This window comes from Niallia oryzisoli, assembly GCF_036670025.1.
Taxonomy (GTDB): domain Bacteria; phylum Bacillota; class Bacilli; order Bacillales; family Cytobacillaceae; genus Bacillus_BD; species Bacillus_BD oryzisoli.
The window spans coordinates 1,819,487-1,835,701 of the sequence record NZ_CP137640.1; the positions used below are offsets into that span (position 1 = coordinate 1,819,487).

17 protein-coding genes are annotated in these 16,215 nt (G+C 39.4%); all 17 read left to right on the top strand.

The window, feature by feature from the left end; all coding sequences use genetic code 11:
• Nucleotides 1-10: 10 nt before the first annotated feature.
• The 17 genes from smc (at nucleotide 11) to sucD (ending at nucleotide 16,157) form a co-directional block, all read left to right on the top strand.
• A complete protein-coding gene (smc, locus tag R4Z09_RS09180; protein ID WP_338452022.1) occupies nucleotides 11-3,577 on the top strand; it encodes a chromosome segregation protein SMC in 3,567 nt (1,188 codons plus the stop codon).
• Between the two features lie 57 nt (nucleotides 3,578-3,634).
• On the top strand, nucleotides 3,635-4,621 hold the full coding sequence (gene ftsY, locus R4Z09_RS09185) for a signal recognition particle-docking protein FtsY (RefSeq protein WP_338452023.1): 987 nt from the start codon (nucleotides 3,635-3,637) through the stop codon (nucleotides 4,619-4,621).
• A gap of 134 nt (nucleotides 4,622-4,755) precedes the next feature.
• A complete protein-coding gene (locus R4Z09_RS09190; RefSeq protein ID WP_338452024.1) occupies nucleotides 4,756-5,088 on the top strand; it encodes a putative DNA-binding protein in 333 nt (110 codons plus the stop codon).
• A 12-nt stretch (nucleotides 5,089-5,100) separates the two neighbouring features.
• Entirely contained in the window at nucleotides 5,101-6,453 is a 1,353-nt protein-coding gene (gene ffh / locus R4Z09_RS09195; protein ID WP_338452025.1) for a signal recognition particle protein, read from the top strand.
• Between the two features lie 111 nt (nucleotides 6,454-6,564).
• The gene (rpsP, locus tag R4Z09_RS09200; RefSeq protein ID WP_338452026.1) at nucleotides 6,565-6,837 is read left to right on the top strand and encodes a 30S ribosomal protein S16; all 273 of its coding nucleotides are present in this window, start codon (nucleotides 6,565-6,567) and stop codon (nucleotides 6,835-6,837) included.
• A 12-nt stretch (nucleotides 6,838-6,849) separates the two neighbouring features.
• Entirely contained in the window at nucleotides 6,850-7,083 is a 234-nt protein-coding gene (locus R4Z09_RS09205) for a KH domain-containing protein (protein WP_338453234.1), read from the top strand.
• A 196-nt stretch (nucleotides 7,084-7,279) separates the two neighbouring features.
• On the top strand, nucleotides 7,280-7,666 hold the full coding sequence (locus R4Z09_RS09210; RefSeq protein WP_338452027.1) for a YlqD family protein: 387 nt from the start codon (nucleotides 7,280-7,282) through the stop codon (nucleotides 7,664-7,666).
• Nucleotides 7,667-7,680: 14 nt separating this feature from the next.
• Nucleotides 7,681-8,196: a ribosome maturation factor RimM gene (gene rimM, locus R4Z09_RS09215; RefSeq protein ID WP_338452028.1), complete on the top strand. Its 516-nt coding sequence runs from the start codon at nucleotides 7,681-7,683 to the stop codon at nucleotides 8,194-8,196.
• A complete protein-coding gene (trmD, locus tag R4Z09_RS09220) occupies nucleotides 8,196-8,954 on the top strand; it encodes a tRNA (guanosine(37)-N1)-methyltransferase TrmD (RefSeq protein ID WP_338453235.1) in 759 nt (252 codons plus the stop codon). The genes rimM and trmD overlap by 1 nt, the downstream gene beginning before the upstream one ends.
• Before the next feature lie 184 nt (nucleotides 8,955-9,138).
• The gene (gene rplS, locus R4Z09_RS09225; protein WP_338452029.1) at nucleotides 9,139-9,483 is read left to right on the top strand and encodes a 50S ribosomal protein L19; all 345 of its coding nucleotides are present in this window, start codon (nucleotides 9,139-9,141) and stop codon (nucleotides 9,481-9,483) included.
• A 137-nt stretch (nucleotides 9,484-9,620) separates the two neighbouring features.
• Nucleotides 9,621-10,172: a signal peptidase I gene (gene lepB / locus R4Z09_RS09230; RefSeq protein ID WP_338452030.1), complete on the top strand. Its 552-nt coding sequence runs from the start codon at nucleotides 9,621-9,623 to the stop codon at nucleotides 10,170-10,172.
• 199 nt (nucleotides 10,173-10,371) lie between these two features.
• On the top strand, nucleotides 10,372-11,235 hold the full coding sequence (gene ylqF / locus R4Z09_RS09235) for a ribosome biogenesis GTPase YlqF (protein WP_338452031.1): 864 nt from the start codon (nucleotides 10,372-10,374) through the stop codon (nucleotides 11,233-11,235).
• Nucleotides 11,236-11,345: 110 nt separating this feature from the next.
• Entirely contained in the window at nucleotides 11,346-12,113 is a 768-nt protein-coding gene (locus R4Z09_RS09240) for a ribonuclease HII (protein WP_338452032.1), read from the top strand.
• 10 nt (nucleotides 12,114-12,123) lie between these two features.
• A complete protein-coding gene (locus R4Z09_RS09245; RefSeq protein WP_338452033.1) occupies nucleotides 12,124-13,482 on the top strand; it encodes a hypothetical protein in 1,359 nt (452 codons plus the stop codon).
• Nucleotides 13,479-13,760: an EscU/YscU/HrcU family type III secretion system export apparatus switch protein gene (locus R4Z09_RS09250; protein WP_338452034.1), complete on the top strand. Its 282-nt coding sequence runs from the start codon at nucleotides 13,479-13,481 to the stop codon at nucleotides 13,758-13,760. Before R4Z09_RS09245 ends, R4Z09_RS09250 begins: the two co-directional genes overlap by 4 nt.
• A 316-nt stretch (nucleotides 13,761-14,076) precedes the next feature.
• The gene (gene sucC / locus R4Z09_RS09255; protein WP_338452035.1) at nucleotides 14,077-15,237 is read left to right on the top strand and encodes an ADP-forming succinate--CoA ligase subunit beta; all 1,161 of its coding nucleotides are present in this window, start codon (nucleotides 14,077-14,079) and stop codon (nucleotides 15,235-15,237) included.
• Nucleotides 15,238-15,254: 17 nt separating this feature from the next.
• Entirely contained in the window at nucleotides 15,255-16,157 is a 903-nt protein-coding gene (gene sucD, locus R4Z09_RS09260; RefSeq protein WP_338452036.1) for a succinate--CoA ligase subunit alpha, read from the top strand.
• Nucleotides 16,158-16,215 lie beyond the last annotated feature (58 nt).

A 16,215-nucleotide genomic window follows, 5' to 3' on the forward strand; every position in this document is an offset into this window, starting at 1 on the left:
AGGAAAGACAGTGTTTCTAAAACGATTGGATATTGTGGGCTTTAAATCGTTTGCTGAGCGAATAGCAGTGGATTTTGTTCAAGGCGTCACTGCTGTTGTCGGTCCTAATGGAAGTGGAAAGAGCAATATTACCGATGCTATTCGCTGGGTTTTAGGGGAACAATCCGCTAAATCACTTCGAGGGGCAAAAATGGAAGATATTATTTTTGCCGGAAGCGATTCGCGAAAACCTCTTAACTTTGCAGAAGTCACATTAACATTAGACAACGAAGATCAGTTTCTGCCTGTCGATTATAACGAAGTTAGCGTCACAAGGCGCGTATTTCGTTCTGGTGATAGCGAATTCTTCATTAATAAACATGCATGCCGCTTAAAGGATATTATTGATCTTTTTATGGACTCCGGGCTGGGCAGGGAAGCATTTTCGATTATCAGCCAAGGGAAAGTAGAGGAGATTCTCAACAGTAAAGCAGAGGAGCGGCGGACCATTTTTGAAGAAGCAGCCGGTGTATTGAAATATAAGACACGAAAAAAGAAGGCTGAAGGAAAACTAAATGAAACCGAAGAAAATTTACATCGGGTGAATGATATTCTTTTCGAGTTAGAAAGCCAGATCGAACCACTTAAGATCCAAAGCTCAATGGCAAAGGATTATTTAGAGCAAAAAGAAGCGCTGGAAAAAGTTGAAGTTGCCGTAACGGTGTTTGAAATTGAAGAGCTGCATACGAAATGGACAACGATGTCTGAGAAGGTAGAAAAGCATAAGCAAAACGAAATAAAGCTGTCCACACATTTGCAGAGCAAAGAAGCAAAGCTTGAAGAAGTAAGAGATCATATGACCGCATTAGATGAGTCGATACTCGACCTGCAAAACGTCCTTTTGCATGCAAGTGAAGAACTGGAAAAGCTGGAAGGCCGTAAAGAAGTATTAAAAGAAAGAAAGAAAAATGCTGCTCAAAACAAGGTGCAGCTAGAAAATAATGTTAAAGAATTGACGGAAAAAGTGGCAGGATTAATCGCGCAAAAAGAAAAGCTTGTGGAGCAGTCCCTTCGCCTGGAAAAAGAAGCAGCTGCCATAAAGAGTCAGTTAAAAGAAAAGCAAGGGCAGATGAACCTGCTTAATGAAAATATTGAGCAAACGATAGATGATCGAAAAAGTGAATACATTGAGGTTTTAAATGAACAGGCTGCGGCGAAAAATGAAATCCATTTTATTGAACAGCAATTACAGCAGTTAAGCGAACGAAATAACAGACAGGAAGGCAATAATGCGAAATATATTGCCGAACGATCAGAACTGCAGCAGAAGATCGTTGAAATCAAAACTTTACTCAGCACTGTTCAACAAGAATTAGAAGCTCAAGTCCATCATTATCGTGATGAACAGAAAAAGTATGAATCGATAAAAAACACCTATGAAAAAAACGAAAAAACCCTTTATCAAGCTTATCAGTATTTGCAGCAAACAAAATCACGAAAAGAGATGCTTGAAGAAATGGAAGAAGGCTTTGCCGGTTTTTTTCAAGGGGTTAAAGAGGTCTTAAAAGCAAGGGAAAGTAAATTACAAGGAATCGAAGGTGCCATTGCTGAATTAATCTCAGTGCCTAAAGAGTATGAAGTCGCCATTGAAACAGCTTTAGGTGCCAGCATGCAGCATATTGTTGTCCGAAATGAGCAGGATGGACGACAAGCGATTCAATATTTAAAGAACAATCGTTTTGGACGGGCAACTTTCCTGCCTCTCAGTGTTATAAAAGGAAAATCGTTAGCCAGTAATCAATTGCAATTAATTGCTAACCATCCAGATTTTGTTGGGGTTGCATCTAATGTCATAAGCTATGATTCAGTGTATGATGAGGTAATGAAAAATCTTTTAGGAATGGTTGTCATTACGAAGGATTTAAAAGGTGCCAATGAGATGGCAAGGCTCTTAGGCTTCCGCTGTCGATTTGTCACACTCGATGGTGATCTTGTTAATGCTGGCGGCTCCATGACAGGTGGAGCTGTTAAGCAAAATTCATCTTCTTTATTGTCGCGGAAAAGCGAGCTTGATGAGTTAAAGGATAAATTAGCTGATATGGAGAGCAAAACGACTAATTTGGAAGCGAAAATAAAAGCGTTAAAGAATGAAGTAGCCACCAAGGAGCAAGAGCTTGACTTCATGCGAAAAAATGGTGAAGCGTTAAGGCTGAAAGAGCAAGCCATTAAAGGTGAATTAAGGGAAGCTGAGCTGCAGGAAAAGAACATGAATGAACGTCTTTCAATCTACGACCTCAATAAAAAAGAGTTTATAACCGAAAAAGAAAGAATCACGGAACGAAAGACAAGTCTTAAGGCGTTACTAGAAAAACTGCAGTCAGACATACAAAAGCTTGAAAAAGAGATTCAACAATTAAGCGAGCAGAAAAATTCACAAAACTTATCTAAAGATACATTGCTTTCAGACATCAGTGAATTAAAAGCTGCTTTTGCGGCAAAAAATGAACAAGTTAACCATACAAAGGAAAAGCTCTCTTCTGTAACATTTGAACTTGACGACAGTGAAAAAAAGCTTCAATTTTATCAGGAGGATCTTGTGCTATTGGATTCGGAAATGTCTGAGAGCTCTTCGGGTGAAAATAAATTGGAGATGGCAGCAGTTGAAAAACTCCGTGATAAAAATGAAACGGTTAAGCTGATTGCCGAAAGACGGGAAGAACGTTTAACAATGCAAAGTACACTTGAAGATCTTGATCTCGAAATAAAAGAGTTAAAGCGGCAGCATAGAGGCTTGACTGTGTCAATGAAAGATGAAGAGGTACAACTGAATCGGCTTGATGTGGAACTAGAAAACAAACTGGCGCATCTTAGAGAAGAATACTTATTATCTTATGAAGGGGCAAAGGAAGCCTATCCGCTGACACTTTCAATTGATGAGGCTCGTACGAAAGTAAAGTTAATCAAACTGGCACTAGAGGAGCTGGGAACAGTGAATCTTGGTGCAATCGAGGAATATGAACGAGTGTCAGAACGCTATGAGTTTCTGTTGGAGCAAAGAAACGATCTCGAAGAGGCAAAGAATACGTTATTCCAAGTCATCGATGAGATGGATGTTGAAATGAAAAGACGATTTCAACAGACCTTTGAAGGGATTCGTTTTCATTTTGAATCAGTCTTTAAGGAATTATTTGGCGGCGGCAGAGCGGATTTGCGGTTAACGGATCCTCAGGATTTATTAAACACAGGGGTAGAAATTGTGGCGCAGCCTCCCGGTAAAAAGCTGCAAAACTTAGGTCTGCTTTCAGGAGGAGAACGGGCATTAACGGCAATTGCTCTGTTATTCTCAATATTGAAAATCAGGCCGGTGCCATTCTGTATTTTAGATGAAGTAGAAGCGGCACTTGATGAAGCAAACGTCTATCGTTTTAGTCAATATTTAAAGCGATACAGCAGAGAATCCCAATTTATCGTCATTACCCATCGCAAAGGAACAATGGAAGAAGCGGATGTTTTGTATGGGGTAACGATGCAGGAATCAGGTGTTTCCAAGCTGGTGTCTGTCCGACTTGAAGAGACCAATGAATATGCAGCCCACTAAGGAAAAGATGCATTGGATTTGGAACGGCTGTAAAATAATCTCAAAGGAAGTGATTCTATGAGTTTTTTCAAAAAATTAAAAGAAAAAATTACAAAACAAACGGACAGTGTGACGGAAAAATTTAAAGATGGTTTATCAAAAACAAGGAATAGTTTTTCAGATCGCGTAAATGAACTCGTTTCCCGCTATCGAAAGGTGGATGAGGATTTCTTCGAAGAGCTGGAAGAAATTCTTATTCAAGCGGATGTTGGCTTCGATACTGTGATGACACTTATTGAAGAGTTAAAACGGGAGGTGCAAAGAAAAAATATTCAAGATCCAACTGAAGTACAAAGTGTCATCTCCGAAAAGCTTGTTGCCATTTATGACAGAGGCGATAACACATCATCTTCATTAAATATTCAGGAGAGCGGTTTAACGGTTATCTTGTTTGTTGGTGTAAATGGTGTCGGTAAAACAACAACAATTGGGAAGTTAGGCCATCAATTTAAATCAGAAGGCAAGAAGGTTTTAATGGCAGCCGGAGATACCTTCAGAGCTGGTGCCATTGAACAATTAGAGGTCTGGGGGGAACGGGTAGGCGTCGAGGTCATTAAGCAGGCTGCCGGTTCAGATCCTGCTGCTGTTATGTATGATGCGATCCAGGCAGCAAAATCACGAAATGCTGATATTCTGCTATGTGATACAGCAGGCCGTCTGCAAAATAAAGTCAATTTGATGAAGGAATTAGAAAAGGTGAAGCGGGTCATTGAACGGGAAATTCCCGGTGCTCCTCATGAAGTATTACTTGTGTTAGATGCTACAACAGGTCAAAATGCGATGATCCAGGCAAAAACGTTTAAGGATGCAACAGATGTAACAGGAATCGTTTTAACTAAACTTGACGGCACTGCAAAAGGCGGAATTGTCCTTGCGATACGTAATGAATTAGATATCCCTGTAAAATTTGTTGGACTCGGTGAAAAGATGGATGACCTGCAAACCTTTAATGCCGAACAATATGTTTATGGTCTATTTGCTGACTTAGTTGAAAAAGCAGAATAAATGATAGATTTATATGGAACGGAGCAAGGCACTTGCGCTTTTCGTGTATGTAAAGATATTTTCTTGACATCTTGGTCATAAGTGTGTAGACTTACTTTTGTAAAGGCTTTTCACTTAACATAGGGGGAATAGCGATGCTTGAGAAAACAACGAGAATGAATTACTTATATGACTTTTATCAATCGTTGTTAACGCCGAAGCAGCGCAGTTATATGGCTCTCTACTATTTAGATGATTTTTCCTTGGGTGAGATTGCGGAAGAATATAATGTTAGCCGTCAAGCTGTTTATGATAATATCAAACGGACAGAAACAATGCTTGAAGAATATGAGGAAAAACTGTTGTTATTCAACAAATTTCAAGAACGTACAAAGTTAATTGAGGAAATGAGAAATACTCTGAAAGAAGAAACATTGTCTCGAGATAGATTGTCTGAAATGGTTGAGAGAATGGCGAAATTAGATTAGGAGGCGGCATACATGGCATTTGAAGGTCTAGCCGACCGACTGCAAAGTACGATTCAAAAAATACGTGGTAAAGGCAAGGTCACGGAATCAGACGTTAAAGAAATGATGCGTGAGGTTCGCCTAGCTCTTTTAGAAGCCGATGTTAACTTCAAAGTTGTAAAGGATTTTGTTAAAAAGGTTAGCGAACGTTCTGTCGGTCAAGAAGTAATGAAAAGCTTAACACCGGGACAGCAAGTCATTAAGGTGGTTAAGGAAGAACTAACAGAACTAATGGGTGGAGAACAGAGTAAAATTGCTGTTGCAAATCGGCCGCCAACTGTCATTATGATGGTCGGACTGCAGGGTGCCGGTAAAACAACAACAACGGGGAAGCTTGCAAACTTGCTTCGTAAGAAATATAACCGCAATCCAATGCTTGTTGCCGCTGATATTTACCGTCCTGCCGCAATTAAGCAGCTTGAAACGCTTGGAAAACAATTAAGTATGCCGGTTTTCTCGCTGGGAGACCAAGTGAGTCCTGTCGAAATTGCCAAACAGGCTATCCAAAAGGCAAAAGAGGATCATCATGATTATGTTTTGATAGATACTGCCGGCCGTTTGCACGTTGATGAGGCATTAATGGATGAGCTCAAGCAAATAAAAGAGCTAACGAAACCGGATGAAATTTTTCTAGTTGTCGATGCTATGACCGGTCAGGATGCTGTAAATGTTGCTTCTAGTTTTAATGAGCAGCTTGGCTTAACAGGTGTAGTCTTAACAAAGCTTGATGGTGATACTCGCGGCGGTGCAGCGCTCTCTATTCGTTCTGTTACCAACACACCGATCAAATTCGTTGGTCTTGGGGAAAAAATGGATGCAATTGAACCGTTCCATCCTGAAAGAATGGCCTCACGAATTCTTGGCATGGGTGATGTACTGACGCTGATAGAAAAAGCGCAGGCAAACGTTGATGAGGAAAAAGCGAGGGAATTGGAACAAAAGATGCGCACAGCCTCTTTTACGTTTGATGATTTTCTCGAACAGCTTGGCCAGGTCCGCAACATGGGGCCTCTTGACGAGCTGTTAAAGATGATGCCCGGAGCGAACAAAATAAAAGGCTTAAATAATCTGCAAATTGACGATAAACAGATTGCCCATGTGGAGGCAATTATTAAGTCGATGACAAAGCAGGAAAAAATTCAGCCTGAAATGATTAATGCTAGCCGGCGGAAACGAATTGCAAAAGGAAGCGGTACTTCTGTTCCAGAGGTCAATCGATTGCTTAAGCAATTTGAGGATATGAAAAAAATGATGAAGCAAATGGCGGGTATGCAGCAAAAAGGCAAGAAAAAAGGCGGTTTCAAATTCCCGTTTAAACCGTTTTAATTTCTTGTGAAAACAGTTTTTACTAACTGACAAGAAAAAAGACTTTACAAAGCTTTTAACAATTGATAATATATTATCTTGTGTGAAACTATTCGGAGGTGCTAAATTATTATGGCAGTAAAAATTCGTTTAAAGCGTATGGGAGCAAAAAAATCTCCTTTTTATCGTATCGTTGTAGCAGATTCTCGTTCTCCTCGTGATGGACGTTCTATTGAAACAGTAGGAACTTATAATCCGGTAACACAACCAGCGCAGGTTAACATTGACGAAGAACTTGCATTAAAATGGTTACAAAACGGTGCAAAACCATCTGATACAGTTCGTAACCTATTCTCACAACAAGGTATTATGGAGAAATTCCATAATATCAAAAACGCTAAGTAATTCTTCTGAATGATGAAGGATCTTATCGAAACGATTGTAAAACCCCTTGTTGACTATCCGGATGATGTTCAAGTGAATGTCCTTGAAGAGGATAATCGAATCACCTATCAGCTTTCCGTCAACAAACAAGATATGGGGAAAGTGATCGGCAAGCAGGGCCGGGTTGCCAAAGCGATACGAACAGTAGTATATGCGGCAGCAACAACGAACCTGCAAAAAAAAGCTTTTTTAGAAATCAAAGAGTAATTTCAATGACGGTTTTCGCTTTTATACTGCTAAGACCGTCGGTAAGCAAAATTAGCGCAAGTGCCATTTTAGGCTCCTGCGCTTTTTTAACATAGTTTAACATTCACCTTGTACATATCATGAATAGACTAAGAACAGCTTAGCTTCGCTTTTCTTTTCTTGTACCATAACTTATAGTATGATAGGGGGCGCTTAAATGAAGCTTGTACAATCAGTTGTTGTCAAGCAGGTATTAACAGAAAAAAGTAAAGGCGAACTGCAAAAGAAATATCATACGAGTCTTGAACAGCTGCAAAAAGAATGTGATCAACTGCGTTTTGAACTAAAAAAACTAGAAAAGTCGAAAAAGTTCCAGCAGCACAGTTTGAAAGTTCAATTTGATAAAGAAATTCAAAGCAGGCTGGAAAAGGCTAAACTTATTGAGTTTCAATTAGAACAATTACATATGCTACCTATTGGGAGTGAAATAAAAGAATCGGAAGTACAGGCATTGGTTGAGGTCAACGAGGGCGACCGGTGGAGCGAGCTGGTACAAAGAAGAACAATCGTTGTTAAGGATGATATCGTGATTGAAATACGTTAGAGGTGAGGATTCAAATGGAGAAATGGTTTAATGTTGGAAAAATTGTTAATACGCACGGAATCAAAGGTGAAGTACGTGTGATTTCTAAAACGGATTTTGCTGATGAGCGATATAAAAAAGGGAATTCTTTATTTTTATTTATACAAGGTGAGGCTGAACCGGTTGAACTAATTGTGAAAACCCACCGTAACCATAAAAACTTTGATTTACTTTCTTTTGAAGGTTATGACGATATTAATCAAATTGAAAAATTTAAAGATGGTCTTCTAAAAGTTCCAGAAAGTCAGCTTAGAAAGCTTGATGAGGATGAATATTATTTCCATGAAATCATTGATTGCACGGTCATAACGGATGAAGGCGAAGAAATTGGTAAAGTAAAGGAAATCCTCACCCCTGGAGCAAATGACGTTTGGGTAGTGAAGGGCAAAGGAAAAGAACAGTTGATCCCATATATTGAGGATGTTGTGAAAGAAATTGATGTGAATGCAAAAAGAATAATTATTTCCCCGCTAGAGGGGCTGTTATCATGATGAAAATAGATGTTCTAACCCTTTTTCCTGAAATGTTCCCAGGAGTACTTAATAATTCCATTTTAAAACGGGCAGAGGATATTAAAGCTGTTTCCTATCGGGTTGTCAATTTTCGTGATTATGCTGATAACAAGCATCATACAGTGGATGATTATCCATATGGCGGGGGAGCCGGAATGGTGTTAAAACCGCAGCCGATTTTTGATGCAGTAGAGGATTTAACAGCTCGTTCTGAAACTGAGAATCCGCGTGTGATATTGCTGTGTCCACAAGGGGCCCGCTATAATCAAAAGAAAGCGGAGGAATTAGCGCAGTCTGAGCATTTAATTTTTATCTGCGGGCATTATGAAGGCTATGATGAAAGAATCCGCGAACATGTTGTGACAGATGAAATTTCCATTGGGGATTTTGTGTTAACGGGCGGCGAGCTGGGGGCGATGGTCATCATCGACAGTGTTGTACGGCTTCTTCCTGATGTACTTGGAAATGAACAGTCACATATGAAGGATTCCTTTAGTACGGGTCTTTTGGAGCATCCACACTACACTCGTCCTGCTGATTTCCGGGATATGAAAGTCCCTGATGTTCTTCTCTCTGGAAATCACCGCTTAATTGACGAATGGCGTGCAAAGGAATCATTAAGGCGAACATTTATACGACGTCCTGATTTGCTGGAGGACTATTTATTAGATGATCAGCAAAAAAAGTGGCTGCAGGAATTCGTGAAGGAACAGGAAACAAATCAAAAAGATAAGTAATTCTCTGCAAGCAGGATAATTTTATTATCTGAAAATATAATAGCTATTGAACTCATGTCTATTATATGCTATTATAACTTTTGTGACTTAGACCAATGGGTTGAAGTCTTATAACGATGTTCCGCTGCAGTTAAGTAAATGATATTTTTTGTGCAAGAGCATCTGTTGGAAGGAGTTGAAAACGATGCATAAATTAATCGAAGAAATCACAAAAGAACAACTTCGTACTGATCTTCCTACATTCCGTCCTGGTGACACTGTGCGTGTACACGTAAAAGTTGTTGAAGGAACTCGTGAGCGTATTCAGGTATATGAAGGTGTTGTGATTAAGCGTCGTGGTGGTGGAATCAGCGAAACTTTCACAGTTCGTAAAGTTTCCTACGGAGTAGGCGTTGAGCGTACATTCCCTGTTCACACACCAAAAATTGCGAAGCTTGAAGTTATTCGTCGCGGTAAAGTCCGTCGTGCGAAACTTTACTATCTACGTAATCTACGTGGTAAAAAAGCTCGTATTAAAGAAATTCGATAATAGAATCGACATCAAAAAGGAGCTTGGTAACAGGCTCCTTTTTATTGATTCTGACTCATTATTTTTATTTTTACATAAAAGTATTGTAAAATATAACAGAAGATATGAAAATATACCCGAGAATGGTGGGGATTTCGTTGGCAAAGAAAAAAAATGAACTTTGGGAATGGATTAAGGCACTGGTTATCGCCGTATTATTAGCAGCAGTTATCCGTTATTTTTTATTTGCTCCAATCGTCGTAGATGGCCTTTCTATGATGCCGACGTTACATGATCAGGACAGAATGATTGTCAGCAAATTTAGTTATAAAATAGGTGAGCCTAAGCGTTTTGATATCATTGTGTTTCATGCACCTGAACAAAAAGATTACATAAAACGAGTAATCGGTCTTCCTGGTGATACCATTGAGTATAAGGATGACACTCTTTACGTGAATGGAAAAGCCTATGAAGAACCGTATTTGGATGAATATAAAAAACAAGTGATTGATGGACCATTAACAGAGCCATTTACATTAGAAGAAAAAATTGGCCAGGCAACAGTTCCAGAAGGAGAATTATTTGTGATGGGTGATAATCGTCGTTTCAGCAAGGACAGCCGTCACATCGGTACCGTTCCAATGGAAAAAGTATTAGGAAAAACAAGTGTCATTTATTGGCCTATAGAAGACGTACGGTTTATTAAGTAAGCTGTGTTAAAGCGCAATATTGACTTTGGCCAGCTGGTTGATTGTAGTGGAAGGCACGAAGACCCCTGCGGGAGAAGCGAGAAAGAAGAGACCCCGCAGACACAGAGTGTCGTGCACTCGGCGGTCGCGCGAAGTGCCTGGAACGGAAATCAACAACCATGTTTCAATGAGTCATTAAGTAAACAGGAGGTTTTGTAATTTGACAATTCAATGGTTTCCCGGGCATATGGCCAAAGCCAGAAGACAAGTAACAGAAAAGTTAAAGCTCATAGATATCATTTTTGAATTGGTAGATGCCCGGATTCCTCTTTCATCCCGCAATCCGATGATTGATGAAATTATTCAGCATAAGCCAAGGCTGGTGCTATTGAATAAAGCTGATATGGCAGATAAAGCCATTACAAAGGAATGGGTGGAATACTTTCAAAAGCAGGGGATAAAAGCGTTAGCCATAAACTCCCAGGCTGGATCAGGGATGAAGGAAATCGTCTCTGCAGCACAGGAAATTTTAAAGGAAAAGTTTGACAGAATGAAAGCTAAAGGTGTAAAGCCTCGGGCAATCAGAGCTATGATCGTAGGGATTCCCAATGTGGGAAAATCAACGTTAATTAACCGCTTAGCAAAGAAAAATATTGCGAAAACAGGAAATACGCCAGGTGTAACGAAAGCCCAGCAATGGATTAAAGTTGGCAAAGAACTTGAACTATTGGACACACCAGGAATCCTGTGGCCAAAATTTGAAGATCAAGAGGTTGGTTTAAAACTGGCATTAACCGGGGCAATCAAAGATGCCATCTTAAACCTCCACGATGTTGCGATCTATGCCATCCGCTTTCTAGAAAAAAATTATCCAAATCGATTTAAAGAACGTTTTCATATTGAAGAATTTCCCGAAGATATCGTTGAATTTTTCGATATTATTGGTAAACAGCGAGGCTGTTTACTTGGAAAAGGTGAGATTGACTACGACAAAGTGACGGAGCTTATTATTCGTGAGATTCGAACGGAAAAATTGGGTGCTCTTTCATTTGAACGCCCTGAAATAACGATCACGGAAGACTAAGGAATACGAATCTAAAAATCAAGACTATTGGGTGGATATGAGTCTTGATTTTTTTGCTTTTTTACCGATATATATTATGAAAAAATAAAAGATTTTAGGGGTAGATTTAGTTGAAGTTGACAATTAAGGAGATCGAACAAAAGCTGGGTACGATAAAGGATGAAAAGGATGATTTCTTTAGACAACTTCAGAAGGATGAGCGAAAAGGTGTTCAAGCGATTGTAAAAAAATGGCAACGTTTGCGTGAGCTGCGTCAATTACAGCATGAGAAGTTTATCAACATGACTGTATATGAACGAAAATATCGGCAGGAAGGCTATCAATTGATCGCCGGAATCGATGAGGTAGGCAGAGGACCGCTTGCTGGGCCAGTCGTTGCATCTGCTGTAATTCTGCCTCATGACTTTTATCTGCCGGGCATTGACGACTCAAAAAAACTAAATGAGCAAAAACGCGAGCAGTTTTACACGCAAATAAAAGAAGCAGCACTAGCAGTTGGACTTGGTATCATTGATAATGATGAAATTGATCGTTTAAATATATTTGCAGCCACCAAAAAGGCGATGTCGCTGGCCATTTCACAGCTTGAGCCAAAACCTGATTTTCTTCTGATTGATGCCGTAAAGCTTGATATACCGTACCAGCAGGAGCCCATTATTAAAGGTGATGGACTAAGTATTTCCATTGCAGCCGCATCTATTGTGGCAAAGGTAACACGTGACCGTATATTAAAGGATTATGACCAAGAATACCCTAATTACGGCTTTGCCAATCACGCAGGCTATGGCACAAAAGAACATTTAGAAGCTATTCGAACCTATGGAATTACACCCATACATCGAAAAAGCTTTTCACCAATAAAGGAATACATATCTTGAGGGTGACAGCATGAATAGGATCAGCAATTTATTAGCGAGACTGAATCATAACAAAACTGTATCAGATATCAAAGCAGCTTCTTTTCAGCCAGGACAGATATTGAACGGGAAAATTATAAAGCTGTTTCCTAATGGCATAGCCTCGCTGCAGGTTGGATCGCAAAAGATTGTCGCTCAATTGGAAGCTTCATTAGAAGCCAATCAGCGATACTGGTTCCAAGTTCAGCCTGGTGTCGGAAAAGTCAAACTAAAGGTACTAGTTTCAGCTTCTGAGCATGAGAAGACTGGAGATGAATCCCTCTCCTCGTTATTAAAGGGTCTGCATATTCCTATTAATGCGGAAAATATGAAAATCACTCGCTACTTACTAAAGGAACAGCTTCCAGTTCATAAAGAAATGATTGAGCAGGCAGCTGCTTGGTTGAAAGTGCCGCCATTTGCAGCGGCTGGTTTAGAGGCAGTCAAACAGATGGTTAAAAGACAGCTGCCTATGACAATGGCAACCTTTCAGGCAGTTGCATCTGCAATGGACTCTCACTCGCTGACAGAAAATCTTGAAACATTAGGCCGGCTATTGCATACTGGGGTATTATCAAACACCGGTCAGCAATTAGCATCTTTCATAAAGGAGTTCATTCCAAATGCAGCTGAGCAAAACACTGTAATGATTCCAAAAGAGGATATGACTGGAAAAAAACAATTAGGAAAAGTGAAGGATGATTTATTGTTTAATCCTGCTTCTTTTGTGAACCATATCAAAGAACTGGTTCAACGAATTGGTTATACGTACGAGCATGATGTAATAGAATTTTTGCAGGTTCTATCAGATGATCGCTTCGATTCGACTACGTTAAAGTCTCTATTGTTGAATTATATTAGAGAAGAACCGGCAGGGCCTGCAAGGGATACAGCGGAAGTGATTCTGCATAAAATCACGGGCCTGCAACTTCTTACGCAGGATTCTGTACCGATTGAACAATTTGCGCTCCAAATTCCGCTCCCACTGCCGCAAAAAACAGTGGACCTAACCATGCAATGGAGTGGAAGAAAACTGGATAATGGCCAAATCGATCCTGCCTATTGCCGGATATTATTTTATTTGGATCTTGAACAATTACAAGAAACGATGGTTGATTTGCAAGTGCAGAATCGAATTATTACGTTGACGATTGTGAATGACCATGACCATTTAAAAAAAATGAGTGCACCTTATATTGATATATTAAAGGAGAATTTACAGGCACTTAATTATACACTGTCATTTGTCCATTTCGTAAAACCGGCCGAGTATAAATTAAAACAGGATAAAACCGCTTTGCCGGTTTATCATTCTAATAGTTATTATTCGGGAGTGGATATTCGTATATGAAGAATAGGATAGAAAAGAGAAAATCAGCTGTTGCCCTTGCTTATGATGAAAAGCAAGCTGACGCTCCAATTATTGTCGCAAAAGGAAAGGGGCTGACGGCTGACGAAATTCTTGTAGAGGCCAAAAAACATCAAATTCCGATCCAAGAGGACCCCTCTCTTGTTGAATTATTAGGGAAGCTGAATATCAATGAGAAGATTCCCGAAGAACTCTATCAGGTGGTTGCGGAGGTATTTGCCTTTATTTATCGGACTGATCGATTGATGAATAAAAAATAGTCATAATGAATAAATAATCATAGAAAAAATTGAAGTTATCGGCAATAACGATAGAAATATCAAAAGATCAAATAACAAATTTTGCTATATAAGTATAATAAATGTAAAATGCAAACGGTTACAAAGTCTCTGTTATTAGAATATTTAAAAAAAAGTAAATTTTTGATTCATTATTGTAGACAAGTTACATTTCCTTAATATAAAATGTATGAAAGCGCAGTATATTTTTACTTTATTCAATAGTGTAAATCTATTGAAAATGAAAGTACTCTGCATAATGCAGATGCTCTCGAATAGTTTAATAGGAGGATGGGAAATGAATATTCATGAGTACCAAGGGAAAGAAATCCTCAGAAAATATGGGGTAGAAGTTCCAAATGGTAAAGTTGCATTTACTGTCGAAGAAGCAGTTGAGGCAGCAAAACAACTTGGAACAGAAGTTTGTGTCGTAAAGGCGCAGATTCACGCAGGTGGAAGAGGAAAAGCTGGCGGTGTAAAAGTCGCAAAAAATTTGGATGAGGTTCGTACATACGCAACTGAAATTCTAGGTAAAACACTTGTAACACACCAAACAGGTCCAGAAGGTAAGGAAGTTAAACGCTTACTTATCGAAGAAGGCTGTGACATTAAGAAGGAATATTATGTTGGTCTTGTTTTAGACCGTGCAACTTCAAGAGTTACCTTAATGGCCTCTGAAGAAGGCGGAACAGAAATTGAAGAAGTTGCAGCAAATACACCGGAGAAGATTTTTAAAGAAGAAATTGATCCGGTACTAGGATTGATGCCATACCAAGCACGCAGAATCGCTTTTAATATCAATATTCCGCATAATCTAATCAATCAAGCAGTGAAGTTTATGATTGGACTTTACAATGCTTATATTGATAAAGACTGCTCAATTGCAGAAATCAACCCGCTTGTTGTAACAGGTGATGGTAAAGTTATGGCGCTTGATGCAAAATTAAATTTTGATTCTAATGCATTATATAGACAAAAAGATGTTCTTGAATATCGTGACCTTGAAGAGGAAGATCCAAAAGAAATCGAAGCATCTAAATATGACTTAAGCTATGTCTCTCTTGATGGAAACATCGGTTGTATGGTTAACGGTGCTGGACTTGCAATGTCAACAATGGATATTATTAAACACTATGGCGGAGAACCGGCAAACTTCCTTGATGTTGGGGGCGGTGCCACAGCTGAAAAGGTCACAGAAGCATTCAAAATTATCCTTTCTGATCCAAATGTTAAAGGTATCTTTGTCAATATCTTTGGCGGAATCATGAAGTGTGATGTTATTGCAACGGGTGTTGTCGAAGCTGCGAAGCAATTAGGCCTTGAAGTTCCACTTGTTGTACGTTTAGAGGGTACTAACGTAGATCTTGGTAAACAAATTTTACGCGAATCAGGTCTAAACATTGTTCCTGCTGAGTCAATGGCTGACGGAGCACAAAAAATCGTTACACTAGTGAAATAATAGAAAGGAGAATAAACGTGAGCGTATTTATTAATAAAGATACAAAAGTAATTGTTCAAGGGATTACAGGTTCAACTGCCCTTTTTCATACGAAACAAATGCTTGAATATGGTACAAAAATTGTTGGAGGTACTTCACCTGGTAAAGGCGGACAAGAAGTTGAAGGAGTACCAGTTTTTAATACAGTTAAAGACGCTGTAGAAACTACAGGCGCTACTGCATCTGTTATTTATGTTCCAGCCCCTTTTGCTGCTGATGCTATTATTGAAGCAGTAGATGCTGAGCTTGATCTAGCTATTTGTATTACTGAACATATTCCAGTATTAGATATGGTAAAAGTTAAGCGTTACATGGAAGGCAAAAAGACACGTTTAGTCGGTCCTAACTGCCCGGGTGTGATTACTGCTGACGAATGTAAAATTGGTATTATGCCAGGATATATTCATAAAAAAGGCCATGTTGGTGTCGTTTCTCGTTCTGGAACATTAACGTATGAAGCAGTTCATCAATTAACACAGGCTGGTATCGGCCAAACAACAGCTGTCGGCATTGGCGGCGATCCTGTAAATGGTACAAACTTCATCGATGTTTTAAAAGCTTTTAATGAGGATCCTGAAACAGAAGCCGTTATCATGATTGGAGAAATCGGCGGAACAGCTGAAGAAGAAGCAGCAGAGTGGGTAAAAGCAAATATGAAAAAACCAGTTGTCGGCTTTATTGGTGGTCGTACAGCACCTCCTGGAAAACGTATGGGACATGCCGGTGCGATTATTTCCGGAGGAAAAGGTACTGCAGACGAGAAAATCCGTGTAATGAATGAATGCGGAATCAAAGTGGCAGATACACCGTCTGTGATGGGTGAAACGTTAATCGAAGTTTTAAAAGAAAAAGGTCTTTATGAAAAATGTAAAACACATTAATAAAATGTGGATAGTGTTAAGTCCCTCGGTTTTGAGGGGCTTTTTCCCGTTCCTTCGA

Bases quoted from the DNA above. Each gene is read 5' to 3' on its own strand.
- ffh (WP_338452025.1), top strand. From the start codon at position 5,101: ATGGCATTTGAAGGTCTAGCCGACCGACTGCAAAGTACGATTCAAAAA.
- trmD (WP_338453235.1), top strand. From the start codon at position 8,196: ATGAAAATAGATGTTCTAACCCTTTTTCCTGAAATGTTCCCAGGAGTA.
- R4Z09_RS09210 (WP_338452027.1), top strand. From the start codon at position 7,280: ATGAAGCTTGTACAATCAGTTGTTGTCAAGCAGGTATTAACAGAAAAA.
- rimM (WP_338452028.1), top strand. From the start codon at position 7,681: ATGGAGAAATGGTTTAATGTTGGAAAAATTGTTAATACGCACGGAATC.
- rpsP (WP_338452026.1), top strand. From the start codon at position 6,565: ATGGCAGTAAAAATTCGTTTAAAGCGTATGGGAGCAAAAAAATCTCCT.
- R4Z09_RS09245 (WP_338452033.1), top strand. From the start codon at position 12,124: ATGAATAGGATCAGCAATTTATTAGCGAGACTGAATCATAACAAAACT.
- ftsY (WP_338452023.1), top strand. From the start codon at position 3,635: ATGAGTTTTTTCAAAAAATTAAAAGAAAAAATTACAAAACAAACGGAC.
- R4Z09_RS09250 (WP_338452034.1), top strand. From the start codon at position 13,479: ATGAAGAATAGGATAGAAAAGAGAAAATCAGCTGTTGCCCTTGCTTAT.
- R4Z09_RS09205 (WP_338453234.1), top strand. From the start codon at position 6,850: ATGAAGGATCTTATCGAAACGATTGTAAAACCCCTTGTTGACTATCCG.
- sucC (WP_338452035.1), top strand. From the start codon at position 14,077: ATGAATATTCATGAGTACCAAGGGAAAGAAATCCTCAGAAAATATGGG.
- rplS (WP_338452029.1), top strand. From the start codon at position 9,139: ATGCATAAATTAATCGAAGAAATCACAAAAGAACAACTTCGTACTGAT.
- R4Z09_RS09190 (WP_338452024.1), top strand. From the start codon at position 4,756: ATGCTTGAGAAAACAACGAGAATGAATTACTTATATGACTTTTATCAA.